Annotated in this window: 15 protein-coding genes and 1 pseudogene; 9 read left to right on the forward strand and 7 right to left on the reverse strand. The window is 77.0% G+C overall.

The features are described from left to right. Positions 1–62: 62 nt before the first annotated feature. The 3 genes from ACZ4W5_RS21715 (at position 63) to ACZ4W5_RS21725 (ending at position 2,832) form a co-directional block, all read left to right on the forward strand. Entirely contained in the window at positions 63–257 is a 195-nt protein-coding gene (locus ACZ4W5_RS21715; RefSeq protein ID WP_465656269.1) for a hypothetical protein, read from the forward strand. Between the two features lie 61 nt (positions 258–318). Beyond that, a complete protein-coding gene (locus ACZ4W5_RS21720) occupies positions 319–1,788 on the forward strand; it encodes a phenylacetate--CoA ligase family protein (protein ID WP_465656270.1) in 1,470 nt (489 codons plus the stop codon). After that, entirely contained in the window at positions 1,789–2,832 is a 1,044-nt protein-coding gene (locus tag ACZ4W5_RS21725) for a hypothetical protein (RefSeq protein WP_465656272.1), read from the forward strand. It begins immediately after the preceding gene. A 45-nt stretch (positions 2,833–2,877) separates the two neighbouring features. On the opposite strand, the gene ACZ4W5_RS21730 is transcribed toward ACZ4W5_RS21725, so the two are convergent. After that, positions 2,878–3,474 carry a TetR/AcrR family transcriptional regulator gene (locus ACZ4W5_RS21730; RefSeq protein WP_465656274.1) on the reverse strand — a complete coding sequence of 199 codons (597 nt, stop codon included), beginning with the start codon at positions 3,472–3,474 and terminating at the stop codon, positions 2,878–2,880. 51 nt (positions 3,475–3,525) lie between these two features. On the opposite strand from ACZ4W5_RS21730, the gene ACZ4W5_RS21735 reads away from it, so the two are divergent. Together ACZ4W5_RS21735 and ACZ4W5_RS21740 are read left to right on the forward strand one after the other, a co-directional pair. Continuing rightward, a complete protein-coding gene (locus tag ACZ4W5_RS21735) occupies positions 3,526–4,044 on the forward strand; it encodes a GNAT family N-acetyltransferase (RefSeq protein ID WP_465656275.1) in 519 nt (172 codons plus the stop codon). Positions 4,045–4,470: 426 nt separating this feature from the next. After that, positions 4,471–5,526, forward strand: coding sequence for an NAD-dependent epimerase/dehydratase family protein (locus tag ACZ4W5_RS21740; protein ID WP_465656276.1), 1,056 nt, complete (start codon positions 4,471–4,473; stop codon positions 5,524–5,526). A gap of 94 nt (positions 5,527–5,620) precedes the next feature. On the opposite strand, the gene ACZ4W5_RS21745 is transcribed toward ACZ4W5_RS21740, so the two are convergent. After that, on the reverse strand, positions 5,621–6,769 hold the full coding sequence (locus ACZ4W5_RS21745; protein ID WP_402476369.1) for a sensor histidine kinase: 1,149 nt from the start codon (positions 6,767–6,769) through the stop codon (positions 5,621–5,623). Continuing rightward, positions 6,766–7,575, reverse strand: coding sequence for a response regulator transcription factor (locus ACZ4W5_RS21750; RefSeq protein ID WP_465656334.1), 810 nt, complete (start codon positions 7,573–7,575; stop codon positions 6,766–6,768). The genes ACZ4W5_RS21745 and ACZ4W5_RS21750 overlap by 4 nt, the downstream gene beginning before the upstream one ends. Positions 7,576–7,817: 242 nt before the next feature. Between ACZ4W5_RS21750 and ACZ4W5_RS21755 the strand changes: the two are divergent. The 4 genes and pseudogenes from ACZ4W5_RS21755 to ACZ4W5_RS21770 form a co-directional block, all read left to right on the forward strand. Next, a pseudogene (locus ACZ4W5_RS21755) lies at positions 7,818–8,522 on the forward strand (glycosyltransferase family 2 protein); the annotation flags it as partial. A gap of 108 nt (positions 8,523–8,630) precedes the next feature. Then, complete coding sequence (locus ACZ4W5_RS21760) at positions 8,631–9,158, forward strand: TIGR04282 family arsenosugar biosynthesis glycosyltransferase (protein WP_465656336.1); 528 nt, start codon at positions 8,631–8,633, stop codon at positions 9,156–9,158. Continuing rightward, a complete protein-coding gene (locus ACZ4W5_RS21765) occupies positions 9,155–9,808 on the forward strand; it encodes a methyltransferase domain-containing protein (RefSeq protein ID WP_465656278.1) in 654 nt (217 codons plus the stop codon). Before ACZ4W5_RS21760 ends, ACZ4W5_RS21765 begins: the two co-directional genes overlap by 4 nt. 113 nt (positions 9,809–9,921) lie before the next feature. Beyond that, entirely contained in the window at positions 9,922–11,103 is a 1,182-nt protein-coding gene (locus tag ACZ4W5_RS21770) for a thioesterase domain-containing protein (protein WP_465656280.1), read from the forward strand. 31 nt (positions 11,104–11,134) lie between these two features. On the opposite strand, the gene ACZ4W5_RS21775 is transcribed toward ACZ4W5_RS21770, so the two are convergent. From ACZ4W5_RS21775 to ACZ4W5_RS21790, 4 genes are read right to left on the reverse strand one after another with little or no spacing between them, the layout of a single operon-like run. Next, positions 11,135–11,776 carry a cytochrome b/b6 domain-containing protein gene (locus ACZ4W5_RS21775; protein WP_465656281.1) on the reverse strand — a complete coding sequence of 214 codons (642 nt, stop codon included), beginning with the start codon at positions 11,774–11,776 and terminating at the stop codon, positions 11,135–11,137. Then, positions 11,760–12,473 (reverse strand): molybdopterin-dependent oxidoreductase, encoded by a 714-nt coding sequence (locus ACZ4W5_RS21780; RefSeq protein ID WP_360235726.1) that lies wholly within the window; start codon positions 12,471–12,473, stop codon positions 11,760–11,762. The genes ACZ4W5_RS21775 and ACZ4W5_RS21780 overlap by 17 nt, the downstream gene beginning before the upstream one ends. A gap of 53 nt (positions 12,474–12,526) precedes the next feature. Beyond that, positions 12,527–13,909, reverse strand: coding sequence for a glycosyltransferase 87 family protein (locus ACZ4W5_RS21785; protein WP_465656282.1), 1,383 nt, complete (start codon positions 13,907–13,909; stop codon positions 12,527–12,529). Then, a complete protein-coding gene (locus ACZ4W5_RS21790; RefSeq protein WP_465656338.1) occupies positions 13,902–14,750 on the reverse strand; it encodes an S-methyl-5'-thioadenosine phosphorylase in 849 nt (282 codons plus the stop codon). The genes ACZ4W5_RS21785 and ACZ4W5_RS21790 overlap by 8 nt, the downstream gene beginning before the upstream one ends. Positions 14,751–14,786: the final 36 nt, after the last annotated feature.

The raw sequence follows: 14,786 nt of genomic DNA on the forward strand, positions 1-14,786 counted from the left end.
GGCGCCGCGCCATCGGCGCCCGCCGACAACTGAGGTGAATCGGCGGAGAATTACGCATGCACATGGGCTGTTCCGAAGCCCCGCCCCGTGCCTACACTGCCGCTGCCCGCCGACCACTTCTCGGCCGCGGGCGACACCGCAGCGCGCGACCCCTGCGGCCGCGCGCCCGCTCGGAGGAGGAACCGACCATGGTCAAGCACTACCTCAAGTACGCCTACAGCACCCTCACCGCGGCGATGTTCCTGCACATGGCCTGATCCGGCCGACCCCGGCCAGGGCCGGGTGGTCCACCGTCCGACCCTGGCCCGGGGAGCCCGCTTGTTCGCGACCGCCATGAGCCAACTGCGCTACAGCGCAGCGATTCTGACGAACCGCCGGATCCGCCCCGGCGACCTGGAGCGCCTCGCCCGCGACCTGGTCGACACCATCGCCGAGTTCGGCGAGCCCGGCGAGGACTCGGCGCTGCTGCCCGGCCGGGCCGGGCAGGTCGACCCCCAGCTGCGCCGCGAGGTGACCCGGCGCAGCCTGCGCGCCACCGCCCGCGCCGCCGTCCGGCACACCGCCTACTACCGCCGACTGTTCGCCGAACTCGACCTCGATCCGGCCAAGTTGGAGCCGGAGGACTGGTCACGCGTGCCGGTCACCCCCAAGCAGGCGCTCAAAGCGCTGCCCGCCGCCTTCGTCTCCGCCGCCGCCACACCCGCCCTGATGGCGCTCACCACCGGCACCAGCGGCACCCCCACCGCGGTGTGGTTCTCCCGGACCGAGATCGAGACTGCCATCGCGTTCAGCACCATCTCCGCCGTGCTCGGCCTCGGCCTGCGACCGCGCCACACCGTCGCCTACGCGGGCTGCTCGCGCGCCACCCTGCCGCTGGTCTACGCCGAGGAGTCGACCACCCGCGCCGGCGCCGGCTTCGTCCAGTTCGGCACCGTCGACCCGGCGTTGGCGCTGGACCGGCTGGCCGCCCCGCTCGGCCTGCCCGGCCGGGCCCCGCAGATCACCCACCTGACCACCTCCGCCTCCTACCTGGCCGCGTTGGTCCAGGAGGCCGAGCAACAGAAGTGGCAGCGCGGCGACTTCGGGCTGGAGTCGGTCAGCGTCGGCGGCGAGGTGCTGTCCGCGCCGCTGCGCCGCCGGGCCGAGGCGGTGTTCGGCGCGGCCGTGGACTCGGCGTACCTGATGACCGAGATCCTGCCCTCGGGCGCGAGCCCCTGCGCCGAGGGCCATCTGCACCACACCACCGAGTTCGGGCACCTGGAGGTGCTCGACCCGGTCAGCGGGGAGCCGACCGCCCCGGGCGGGATCGGCACCGTGGTGCACACCCCGTACGTGCCCTACCGCGAGTGCACCCTGCTGCTGCGGTACGCCACCGGGGACCTGGTCCGGCTCCCGGACGAGCCGCCGGACTGCGAACTCGCCCATCTGCCGGCCACCTCCGGGATCCTCGGCCGCTGGTCCGGCCCGCTGAGCACGGCCGTCACCACCCGCGAGGTGCTCGACCTGGTGGAGGCCGAGCCCGAAGTCCCGCTGCCCGCCCGGTACGCGCTCACCGAGGGACCCGAAGGCCCGGCGGGCCCGGCGCGACTGCACCTGCTGGTCCCCCGGCTGCCCGCGACCGCCCTGCTCGGGCGGCTGGAGGAGCGGGCGGCGGCGGCCGGCCTGCGGCTGTCCGCCATCGTGCCGCACGAGGACCGGGCCACCATGCCGCCGACCGCACCCGCCCGCGCCGACCTGCGCGAGCACAGCTTCGAGGCACCGGGCGCCACCGACCCCAGGAGGCGTTGAATGAGCGTCAGCCCCCTCGCGCTCACCGCGCTGAGCGCCGCCGTCGCCGTCGAGATCGCCGTCGCGGCCTCCTACCTGGCCCGGGTCCGGATGCCCCGGCCGCCGGTCGGGGTGTACACCGGGGGCGACGTCGCCGTGCTGTGCGCGGGCGTGGTCGTCGCGCCGCTGCTGTACGCCGCGCTGCCCGGGGCGGCGGTCTCCGCCGTGTTCGGCCTGGTGCTGTGCCTGGCCGTGCAGTTCACCCTCGCCCCGCTGCTCACCGCCGCCGGGCTGCGGGCCGCGCCGTGGTCCTGGGGCGCCGCCCTGACCGGCACCGCCGCGACCGCGCTGGCCGCCCTGACCGGCCACCCGGGCGGCGCCCGGACGGGCAGCGGCCTGCTGATCGCCGTCGCGGTGGTCGGGGTCGCCAACCTGTGGACGCAGAGCGGCCTGCGGGCCGGGCACACCGCGGCGCTGGCCGCCGCGCTCGCCGGGTACGACCTGGCCGCCACCACGCTCACCGACACCACGGCGCGCTTCTTCGCCCAGGTCCAGGACCGCCCGTTCGCGCCGATGCTGGCCCTCACCGGCGGGGACCGGCCGGTCGCGGTCGGCCTCGGCGACCTGCTGCTGCTGGTCCTGTTCCCGCTGGTCGCGGCGAAGGCGTACGGCCGGGCGGCGGCCTGGTCCGCCGCGGTCACGGGCGTCCTGGTGACCAGCGCCGTCAGCGCCTGCTTCGCCCTCGGCGTGCTGTCCGGCGGCTTCCCGCTGCTGACCGCGCTGGGGCCGCTGATCCTCGCCCAGCACCTGTACTGGCGGCGGCGTTCGGGCGGCGAGCGCAGCACCGCCCGCTGGCGCGAGGGCCGGCCCGGCCCGGCACCGGCGCCGTCCGGCATCGAACTCGCGGCCGCGCTGGCCGCGCCCGTGCCCGAGGGCACGCCGCCGGGCAGCTGGCTGGCCCTCGGCGCCGGCCGGGTCCTGGGCACCGGCCCGACCCCGGGGCTGGCCCGGCGCGACGCCCGCCGCCAGGGGGCGGACGCCCCGACCACGGCCCGGATGGTCTGAGCGCCCCGGCCACGGCCGCAGCTGTCCGGCCACAGCCGTCCGGCCTCAGCCGAGGGTGGCGTCCAGGAAGTCCCGCCAGGCGGCCTGCACCCGTGCCGCGTGGGCCTCGCCCTCACCGGCCAGCAGGTCCAGCAGCAGCCCGCGCAGCACGGCGAGCACCACGGTGGGGTTGGGCCGGGTGCCGTCGAGCACCCGGGCCAGCGGCGGGAGCCATTCGGCCAGCGAGGCGGTGCCGAAGTCCCGCCAGGGTTCGACCTGCCCGAAGGCGCGGACGTACCCCTCGAAGAACAGCCGCAGCGCGCCCCGGCGTGCGGGGTCCGCCAGCCAGGCCCAGAGCCGTTCGAGGGTCTCCCGGGCGCTGCCGCCCTCCTCCTCCGAGCGCTCCAGCAGCGCGAGTTGCTCGGCCCGGCCGACCGCCAGCACCGCCCGGACCAGCTCCTCCTTCGATCCGAAGAGGTAGAGCAGCACGCGCGGGCTGGTGCCGATCTCGGCCGCGAGCGGGCGCAGCGAGAGGTCGGACACGTTGTGCTCGGCGACGTAGCGGACGGTCGCGGCGAGCAGGTCCTCGCGGCGCGGTGACGGGCGGCGCGGCGCGGGGTGGCTGGGTGCGGAGTGGCTGGGTGCGGTGGCTGGGGTGGACACGTGGTCTATCGTTCCACTGAAACGAGTGTTTCAGTGGAAGGGGATGGAGCCATGGCCACCACCGCACCCGGAACCGTGACCGTCCGCGAGGCCGACCGGCCCGGGGACCTGGGCGCCGTCGCGGCCCTGCACGGCGTCCTGTACACCCGCGAGTACGGCATGGACGCCACCATGGAGGCCTATGTCGCCGCCGGCATGGCCGAGTTGGTGCTGGCCGGCGCCGTCGAGGGCTCCGCGGCGCCCGGGCGCCTGTGGGTCGCCGAGCTGGAGGGCCGGGTCGTCGGCGCCGTCGGCCTGGTCCGGGCCGAGGAGCGCCCCGGCTGGGGCCAGCTGCGCTGGGTGGTCCTCGACCCGGTGGCCCGCGGCCGGGGCCTGGGCCGCCGGATGCTGGAACTCGCCCTGGCCGAGGCCCGCGACCGCCGGTACGACGGCGTCCTGCTCTGGACGATCGCCGGTCTCGACGCCGCCCACCACCTGTACGCGACGGCCGGGTTCGAACTGACCCTCTCCCGCCCGGCCCACAAGTTCGGCCTGGACACCGTGGAGCAGCGGATGGAGCTGCGCCTCTGACCGCCCGGCCCGGCGCGCGACGCCCGTTCAACTCCACTCCGCCGAGCGGCCGTTCTGGACGGATGCGCCTGGAACCGGTCTCCCGCTGGACGGTTGTCAGGTCTGGCGGGGCGAGCCGGCGGGCACAGTACTGACAACCGGATACGGGCCCGGCCGCAACTCCCCCACGAGTGCGACCGAGCCCCGACCGGCGACCGGGCCTGGGCGTGACTCCCCCCACGGAGCAGCGGCCGGGCCCGTCGACTGTTCATCCGGCGACACGCAGCGTACATGTCATCTCTACCCAGCGCTACCTCGCCGTCAACCGGGTCGGCCCGACCCGGCGCCTGCGCGCGGTTCCTTACCGACGCGCGGTTCCTTACCGAAGCGTGACACGGCCCCCGGATCGGCCCTCCGCCGGGGTCGAGGGCGGTAGCGTCCCCGGTCATGAGGATTCTGGTCACCGGCGGCGCCGGGTTCATCGGTTCGGCCGTCGTACGGGCCCTCGCGGCAGCGGGCCACCAAGTCCGCGTGCTGGACGCGCTGTTGCCCGCCGTCCACCCCACCGGGGCGGTGCCCCCGCTGCCGGACGGCGTCGACTTCCGGCACGGGGACGTCCGGGACGCGGAGGCGGTCGAGGCCGCGCTGGCCGGGGTGGACGCGGTCTGCCACCAGGCCGCCATGGTCGGGCTCGGCCTGGACCTCGACGACGCGCCCGCCTACGCGGGCTGCAACGACCTGGGCACCGCCGTCCTGCTCGCCGCCATGGCCCGGGCGGGGGTGCGCAGCCTCGTCCTCGGCGGGTCGATGGTGGTCTACGGCGAGGGCCGCTACCACTGCCCCGAACACGGGGAGGTCTCCCCCGGCCCCCGGCACCCCGGCGAGCTGGACGCCGGACGCTTCGAGCCGCCCTGCCCCGAGTGCGGCACCGGGCTGCGCCCCGGCCTGGTCGCCGAGGACGCCCCCGCCGACCCGCGCAACGTCTACGCCGCCACCAAGCTCGCCCAGGAACACCTGGCCGGAGCCTGGGCCCGCGCCTGCGGCGGCCGGCTCCTGACGCTGCGCTACCACAACGTGTACGGCCCGGGGATGCCGCGCGACACCCCGTACGCGGGGGTGGCCTCGCTGTTCCGCTCGGCGCTGGCCCGGGGCGAGGCGCCGCGGGTGTTCGAGGACGGCGGGCAGCGCCGGGACTTCGTCCACGTCCGGGACGTCGCGGCGGCCAACCTGGCCGCGCTCACGGCGGTCGGCGACCGGGCCCCGGGCAGCGTGCGGGCGTACAACACGGGCAGCGGCGAGGTCCGGACGGTCGGCGAGATGGCCGGGGCCCTGGCCGCCGCCCACGGCGGGCCGGCGCCGGTGGTGACCGGGCAGTACCGGCTCGGCGACGTCCGGCACATCACCGCGGACTCCGCGCGGCTGCGCGCCGAGCTGGGCTGGCGGGCCCGGGTGGGCTTCGCCGACGGCATGGTGGAGTTCGCAGCGGCGGCGCAGCGCACCTGAGCGCCTGAGCGCGTCCGGGCGGGATTCCGGGCGAGCGCGGGCGAGGGGGCCACCCAGAGTGAGCCGCCCAGGGTGACCGCCCACCCGGAGGCGCTCAGCCCCGGGCGGCCGGCAGGACGATCTCGAAGCAGCAGCCCCCGGCGACGTTACGGACCCGGGCCTGCCCGGCGTGGGCCTCCACGATGCCCCGGACGATGGCCAGCCCGAGCCCGGCCCCGCCCTGGCCCCGTTCCCGGGCGCCGTCCGGCCCGGCCGGCGGCGGGGTGCGGGCGGCGCTGCCGCGCCAGCCCGTCTCGAACACCCGGGGCAGGTCCGGCTCCGGGATGCCGCCGCAGCCGTCGGTGACGGCGAGCACCACCTCGTCCGCCTCCCGGCGGGCGGAGACGGCGACCACGCCGTCCTCGGGGGTCGAGCGGATCGCGTTGACCAGCAGGTTGCCCAGCACCCGGGTGATCTCCCCGGAGTCCACCTCGACGGGCTCGGCGGCGACCTGCCCGCCCTCCAGCCGGACCCCGCGCTGCCGGGCCAGCGGGTGGGCCCCGGCGAGCGCCTCGTCGACCAGGTCGTACACGGACACCCGGGACACCGACAGGGCCAGCGCGCCCGCCTGGATCCGGGAGAGCTCGAAGAGGTCGTCGACCATCCCGGTGAGCCGTTCGACCTCGGTCCGCATCCGCCGCAGGTACTCCTCCGGATGCTCGGCGACGCCGTCCTCCAGGGCCTCCGCCATGGCGCGCAGGCCCGCCAGCGGGGTACGCAGGTCGTGCGAGATCCAGGCGATCAGCTCCCGCCGGGAGGTGTCCAGGGCCTGCGAGCGCGCCCTGGACTCGGCCAGCCTGGCACTGGTGGCCGCCAACTCGGCGCCGAGCTGGGCCAGTTCCAGGCCGAGCGGGCGCTCGGGCGCGGCGAACCCGGCATCGCTGCCGACCGTCCGGGCGGCCACGGTCAACGCCCGGCTCCCGGCCACCACCTGACGGCCGAGCAGCGCGGCGGTGGCCAACGAGACCACGGCGGCCATCGCCAGCACCGTGATCACCACCCCGAGGTCGTGCCGGGACAGGAACATCGCCTGGGCCACCGCGAAGGTCCCGGAGGTGACCGCCAGCACGGTCACGGCGGCGACGCTGAACAGCGACAGCGCGAGCGAGCGGCGGCGCAGCAGCCGGACGGCCGCCCAGCCGAGCAGGCCCGCCCCGCCCGCGCCGAGCGCGGCGAACAGCGCGATCAGCAGCAGGTCCTTCACGCCGGGCCGCCCTTCCCGCCGGTGGGCGCGCCCTCGGCCGGTGCCGGGTCGTAGCGGTAGCCGACGCCCCACACCGTGGAGACCAGCCTCGGCGCGGCCGGGTCGTCCTCGATCTTCTCGCGCACCCGGCGCACATGGACGGTCACCGTGGAGAGGTCGCCGAAGTCCCAGCCCCACACCCGCTCCATCAGCTCCTGCCGGGAGAACACCGTGTGCGGGTGCCGGAGCAGGAACGCCAGCAGGTCGAACTCCCGCAGGGTCAGGGCCAGTTCGCGTCCGCCCCGGTACGCCCGGCGGGCCTGCGGGTCGAGCGCGATGTCGCCCGAGACCAGCCGCCCGCCGCCCGGCCCGGCTGACGCCCCCGCCGCGCCCGCGCGGGAGCGGCGCAGCACCGACTGGACCCGCAGCACCAGTTCGCGCGGGCTGAACGGCTTGGTGACGTAGTCGTCCGCGCCGAGTTCGAGCCCGAGGATCCGGTCGGTCTCGTCACCCTTGGCGGTGAGCAGCACGACCGGCAGCTCGGCGCCGTCCGGGTCGGTGCGCAACCGGCGGAGGATCTCCAGGCCGTCGATGCCCGGCAGCATGAGGTCCAGGACCACCAGGTCCGGCCGGGGGGCGGTACGGGCCAGGGCGAGGCCCTGGGGGCCGTCGGCGGCTCGGTCGACGTGGTGGCCCGCGCGGGTCAGGTAGCCGGCGACGACCTCGGCCACCGTGGGGTCGTCGTCGACCACCAGGATGCGGCCGGGCCGGGTCGGTCCGGCGGCGGGCGCCGGACCAACGGCGGGCTCCGGGTCGGCGGCGGGCACCGGGCCGGGGGCGGCGGGCGCCGGTGCGGCGGCGGTGGGGCTCTCGTTCACCTCGCCGAGGATACGAGCCGACGGCGGCCACCGGCGGCCACCCGGACGACACGTCCGAGTTCCGTAAGATCCCCCGCCCGGCGCGGCGGCGCCCCGGCCGTCCCCCGAACGGGGCGCACCGCCCCGACGTCGTACTTCCGTAAGGGCGCGGCTCGGCTCCGACGGCGCCGGGCGCGGTTAGCGTGACCGGCGTGACTCCTCCCCTCCCCCTTGCCCCGGTCGTCGACGTCGTGCTGCCCTGTCTGGACGAGGCCGCCGCCCTGCCCTGGGTGCTCGGACGCATCCCGGCCGGCTGGCGGGCCGTCGTGGTGGACAACGGTTCGCGCGACGGTTCCGCCGACCTGGCCCGCTCCCTCGGCGCGACCGTGGTCGAGGAGCCCCGGCGCGGCTTCGGCGCCGCCTGCCACGCCGGGCTGCGCGCCGCCACCGCCGAGTTGGTCTGCTTCATGGACTGCGACGGCTCGCTCGACCCCGCCCAACTCCCCCGGGTCACCGGACCGGTGCTGGCCGGCACGGCCGACCTGGTCCTCGGCCGCCGCCGACCGGCCACCGCCGGCGCCTGGCCGGTGCACGCCCGGCTCGCCAACGCCGTGCTGGCCCGGCGGCTGCGGGCGCGGACCGGCGCCCCGCTGCACGACCTCGGCCCGATGCGGGCAGCCCGCCGCGAGCGGCTGCTGGCCCTCGGGCTCGGCGACCGGCGCTCCGGCTACCCGCTGGAGATGGTCCTCGCGGCCTCGGCCGCCGGGCTGCGGATCGCCGAGACCCCGGTCGACTACCTGCCGCGCGCGGGCCGCTCCAAGGTGACCGGCACCCTGCGCGGCACCCGGCAGGCCGTCCGCGACATGCGTGCCGTCCTGGCCGCGCCGCCGCCGACCCTGCTGGTGATCGCCAAGGCGCCGGTGCCCGGCCGGGTGAAGACCCGGCTCACCCCGCCCTGCACCCCCGCGCAGGCCGCGGCGCTGGCCGAGGCGGCCCTGACCGACACCCTGGACGCCCTGACCGCGATGCCCGCCGGCCGGCGGCTGCTGGTCCTGGACGGCGAGCCGGGCGGCTGGCTGCCGCCGGGCTGGGAGGTCGTCCCCCAGTGCACCGGCGGCCTGGACCGCCGGCTGGCCGCCGCCTTCGCCCACGCCGCCCGGCTGGCCCCGGACGCCCCGGCGCTGCTGGTCGGCATGGACACCCCCCAGCTGGACCCGGCCGCGCTGGCCGAGCCGCTGTCCGCCGCCCGGCGGCCGGGCGTGGACGCCTGGTTCGGCCCGGCGGCCGACGGCGGGTTCTGGGCGCTGGGCCTGGCCCGGCCGAGCGAGCGGCTGGCGGCCCGGCTGCTGCACGGCGTGCCGATGTCCACCCCCGGCACCGGCGCGGCTCTGCTGCACCGCCTGGCGGAGGCCGGCCTGACCGTCCACCGGCTGCCCGGGCTGACCGACGTGGACACCGTCGAGGACGCCCGGCTGGTCGCCGCGCAGGCCCCGCGCAGCCGCTTCGCCGCCCGGCTGCGCGCCCTCGACTCCGTTCCGGAGGTGGCGGGTTGAGCCTCGCCGCGCCCTGGGTGGACGACCCCTTCGCCGAGGCCGTCCGCACCGGTTTCGGCCCGCTCTGGCTGCGCCGCGAGGACGGCCGGCGGCTGCACCTGGACATCGAGCGCTGGTGCGCCCCGGCGGCCGGAGCCGACCACAGCCTGCTGCGGCGCTGTGCCCGGCTCGCCGCGCCCGTCCTGGACCTCGGCTGCGGCCCCGGCCGCCTGGTCGCGGAGCTGCTCGCCCTCGGGGTGCCCGCGCTCGGTGTGGACGTGACCAGGGCGGCGGTGGCCCGCACGGTGGGCCTCGGCGGCGCGGCGCTCTGCCGCTCGGTGTTCGACCGGCTGCCCGCCGAGGGCCGCTGGGGCGCCGCCCTGCTCGCCGACGGCAACCTGGGCATCGGCGGCGACCCGGACGCACTGCTCCGCCGGAGCGCCGAACTCCTCGCCCCGGACGGGCTGTTGCTGGTGGAGGTGGAGCCGGAGGAGGTGGACGAGCGGGCCGTGGTCCGGGTGGAGGGGCCGGACGGGCGGCTCGGCCCGGCCTTCCCCTGGGCCCGGCTCGGCACGGCCGCCACCCTGCGGCGCTCCCGGGCCGCGGGCCTGACGGAGGCGGAGCGCTGGACCTCGCACGGCCGCCGCTTCCTCGCCCTGCGCAAGGGCTGAGCCGCCCGGGCAAGGGGCGGCCGGCCCTCGGGCCCGTCCGGAGGATGCGTCACACTGGTGCGCACCGCGGGCGTACCGGGCGGCTGGGCGGCCGGGCACAGGAGGGGGCAGCGGTGGGCAGCGGCATCGTCGGGGAGTTGGCAGCGGCACTCGGGTGCGGTGGCACGGCGGTCGCACGGGTCGACCGCGACCACCACCGGCTCACCGTCCCGGTCGGGCCTGGGGACCAGCTCACCGTCGACGTCCTCGGCGACCCGCGTACGGCGGACCGGGTCGTCCACCTGCTGCCGGGCGGCGGCCTCAACGTCGCCGCCAACTACTGCACCGCCCAGGGCCGCAGCCTGGCCCGCTTCCTCGCCGACCACGGCTGCCTGGTGCTCGGCACCACCCCGCGCGAGGACGCGCTGACCCCCGACCGGATCGGCCCCCGGTGCGCCGACTGGGGCCTGGACGGACAGCGGGCGGACCTCGAACGGGTCGTCGCCGCCGCCGGCTCCGTCACCGGCCTGCCGTACGAGCTGCTCGGCCACTCGGCCGGGGCCGCGCTCGCCCTGGCCACCGCCGCCCGGATCGGCGGCGAGGGCCCGCGGCGGGTGCTGGTGCTCGACACCACCGGCCCGTACGACCCGCAGCGCGATCCGGAACTGCTGTCCCGCGCCGAGGAGTTGCACCAGCTGCTCGAACAGCGGCTGGCGGCGGGCGAGTGGACCGTCGACCCCGGGCTCAAGGGCCTGTTCGCCCGCGCTGCCGCCGCCCCGGACGCCCCGAGCGGGCTGCCCCGGCCGGTGGACGGCGGGGCGCCGTTCAGCAACCTCGGGCTGCTGCACTACGCGCTGATCCGTACCCGGGACCTGCCCGGCCCGACCAACTGGATCCACCACCGCGGCCACAGCACCGGCAGCTACACCTTCGGCGCAGCCCCCGCCGAGGACCGCTTCGCCCTGGCCCACTCCCCGCTCCCGGTCTGGCAGCAGGCGGTCGCCCGGCTCGGCAGTGGCCTCCAGCCCACCGCGCTGCTGCGCGACCTGGCGGCGCTCTGGGCCGGCCGGGCCGACCCCGACCTGCTCGACTGGGCGGCGACCCGGGCCGAAGTGGTCTGGCTGAACGCCGAGTTCGGCCGCGGGGACCACGACCTCGGCGCCCGGCTGATCGCCCGGGGCGGCGCCGAGGTCGACTACCGGGTGGTGCCGGACTACGGCCACGGGGACATGGTCTGGTCGGCCACGGCCGAACGCGACGTCTGGGGGCTGCTGCTGCCCCTGCCGCGACCGGGGCGGCCTGCGGCGGGGCGGTGAGGTGAGGTGAGGTGGGCTGAGGTGAGGTGGGCTACTCCCGCGGGTCCCCGGCAGCGGTCCGCACCGGCTCCGGCGGGGCGGGCCGCCACTGCGGGTGCTCACGCTCGGCCCAGGCGCGCTCGACCAGGCCGGTGCGCATCCCGAGGCGTGCTTCGCGGTCCCGCCAGGCCATCCGGACGTGCCCGGCGATCACCACGGCGATGGCGGCGGCCAGCCAGTCGTGCACGAAGGTGGCGCCGATCCGCCAGGCCGGCGGGGCGAGGTGGGTGAGCCACATCAGCAGGCCGGTGCCGACGATCACCAGCATCGAGCCGAGCGTCCACTGGGCGTACAGCTTCTGCCCGGCGTTGAACTTGCCCGCCGGTCGGTGCCCGGCCCGGGCCCGGAGGGCGCGCAGCCACTGCCGGTCCGCCGGGGTGAAGCGGCTCAGCCGGGAGAAGTCGGCGCGCAGCGCCCGGGAGGCGAGCCCGAGCAGCAGCGGCACCGGCAGGGCCAGGCCGCACCAGACGTGCACGGTGACCACCAGCGGCCGGTTGCCGACCAGCACGGCCAGCGGCCCCAGGTAGAGGCAGGCGGCCGTGGCCAGGCAGACGCCCATCAGCGCGGCGGAGGTGCGGTGCACCCAGCGCTCGGCCCGGGTGAAGCGCAGGACCAGTTCAGCTCGTCGGTGCATCGTCCCGCCCGTTCGACCGGCCGACCCAGGCGTCGACGTCGTATCCGTTGCCCTCCCAGTACCCCGGCTGGACGGAGTCCGTGACGGTGATCCCGGAGAGCCATTTCGCGGACTTGTAGAAGTACATCGGCGCGACGTACAGCCGCACCGGCCCGCCGTGGTCGTGGCTGATCGGCTTGTCCTGGAGGCGCAGCGCGACCAGCACGTCGTCGCGCCGGGCCTGTTCGAGGGTGAGGCTCTCGCTGTACGCGCCGTCGAAGCAGTCGAAGCGCACCGCCTTCGCGCCCGGCCGCACCCCGGCGGCGTCCAGCAGGTGGGCCAGCGGCACGCCCTCGAACGGGGTGTCCGGCACCCGCCAGCCGGTGACGCACTGGACGTCCTTGACCAGCCGCCGCTGCGGCATGGCCTGGAGGTCGGCGAGCCGGTGGGTGGCGGGGCGCTCGACCAGGCCGCCCACGGTGAGGGTGTAGTCGGCGGCGGTCCGCTCGGGGACGGAGGTCACCACCGAGTAGTAGCGGAAGCCGTTGTTGCCGGGCAGCAGCCCGGACAGGCCGCTCGGGTCGCGCTCCGCCAGCCCGGACTCCACCCGCTGGAGGAACGGCCCGGCGGCCACGCCGAGTGCGCCGAGGCCGAGCAGGCCGAGCACCACCCGGCGCCCGACCGGGGTGCCCCGGCCGTCTTCGTCTGTACTGTCCACGGGAGGATTCGACCAGGTCGGACCGGTCCGGGGCCAGTGGCGGGGGCGTCCCGTCAGACTTTCGTCATCTCCGGCCCGCCCTCGCGCACCGGTCGCGATCCCAGGACGGGCCCCAACACCCCGGCCAGTGCACGCAGCGCCGGGACGGCCAGTACGCAGGCCAGCGCGGCACCGTACGCGGTGCGTTGGGCGTCCTCGCCGCCCACCAGGTAGAGCACCTGCCCGGCGGCGGGGACGGCCAGCCACTCCCACCGCCCGTCCAGCCCGACCAGGGCCACCACCAGCAGCCCGTACCAGGGGTAGCTGGGCGCGACCAGCAGCAGGGCCGTCCCGGTCACCAGCAGCGCGCCCCGCCAGGGGCGGTCCGGGTCGCCCCGGCGCAGCACCCAGAGCACCACCGCGGCCAGCACCAGGGCGGCCGCCCACGGCGCCCAGCGGTCCGGCAGCACCGCCCGCACCAGGCCGAAGCGCTCCAGATGGCCCTGCTCGTACCCCTCCTCCCGCAGGTAGCCGGGCAGGTAGCCCAGGACGCCGACGCCGGAGGCCGCGACGTACGGGAGGTAGACCACGGCAAAGGTGCCGAGGGCCGCCGCGAGCAGCACCAGGTCGCGCTTGGCGGGCCGCCGGGCGAGCAGGCCCGAGAACGCCCCGGGCAGGGCCAGTGCGGGCAGCAGCTTGGTCGCCACCGCCGCTCCGAGCAGGGCGCCGGCGGGCCCGGCCCGGCGGCGGGCGGCGCAGCCGAGCCCGGCCACCATGAGCAGCGCGCCGAGGGTGTCGACATGGGCGTCGTTGACGGCCCACACCGTCACACCCGGGCACCAGCCCCAGAGCGCCGCCCGCCGACCACGCCGCAGCAGCAGGGCGGTGGTGGCGACCGCCAGCAGGGCGCCGCCGACCTGCACCCCGCGCACCCCGCCGCCGAAGGGGTGCTCGGCGAGGAACCAGGCCTCGGCGACCGGCGGGTAGATGGTGTGCACGGCGGGCCGGTTGATCCGGGTGCAGTCCCCGGCCGCGGTCCGGTGCTCGTCCCAGGCCGTGCAGTCGCCCCCGGCGGGGAACAGGCCGGGGTCGCGCAGCCGCAGCAGCGCCGGGTCGTCCGGGGCGTGGGCGTACGGGGAGATGCCGGCGGCCTGGACCCGCCCGTCCCACACGTAGCGGTAGGCGTCGTCGCTGGTGCGAGGCGGCGCGAGCAGCCCGACGGCGGCGACCAGCACGCTCCCTACCAGCACGAGCGGCGCCACCCGGCGCTCCGCCACCCGCCGCAGCAGGAGCAGGGCGAGGGCGAAGAGCGCGGCGTCCAGGGCGTACCAGTCGTGCAGCGGCGCCCGGTCGGCGAGCGTGCCGCCACCGGTCACGGTGCCCGCGAGGGCGGCGACCAGGGCGGCGAGGGCGGCGGCGCAGGGCAGGGTCCGGGTGAGCGCCGGGCGGTCAGGCACCGGGGACACCGGGCAGACCGGTGGTCAGGCCGTCCAGGGCGTGCGGGCAGGGGCAGTCCCGGTCGACCGGGAGGGCCTCCAGGGCCTTGAACAGGACGGCGCGCAGCCGGTCGACGTTCCCGGCGAAGACCTCCAGCACCTCGGCATGGGTGACTCCCTCGCCGCTCCCCACCCCGGCGTCGTGGTCGGTGACCAGCGCCAACGAGCTGTAGCAGAGCCCGAGTTCACGCGCCAGCACGGCCTCGGGGTGCCCGGTCATCCCGACCACCGACCAGCCGTTGGCGGCGAACCAGCGCGACTCCGCCCGGGTGGAGAACCGCGGGCCCTCGATCACCACCAGCGTGCCGCCGTCCACCGGCTCCCACGCCGCCGAACGCGCCGCCCCCAGCACCGTCGCCCGCCCCGCCGGACAGTACGGATCGGCCATCGACACGTGCACCACCCCCGGCACCGAGCCGTCCGGCAACGGCCGGCCGTCGTAGAAGGTCTGCACCCGCCCCGAGGTCCGGTCCACGAACTGGTCCGGCACCAGCAGCGTGCCGGGCCCGTACTCCGCCCGCAGCCCGCCCACCGCGCACGGCCCCAGCACCTGCCGCACCCCCAGCGAGTGCAGCGCCCACAGGTTCGCCCGGTAGTTGATCCGGTGCGGCGGCACTCCGTGCCCCCGCCCGTGCCGCGGCAGGAACGCCACCCGGCGCCCCGCCACCTCCCCCACGAACACCGCGTCGCTCGGCGGACCGTACGGCGTCTCCACCCGCACCTCCGCCACCTCCTCCAGCAGCGCGTACAACCCCGAACCGCCGATCACGCCCAGTTCGGCCCGGGGGCCCTCCTGATGCACCGTCACCTTCGTCAACCTCTCCTCGGGAGTCCGATC

The sequence above is a fragment of the Kitasatospora sp. NPDC029367 genome, from assembly GCF_055569135.1.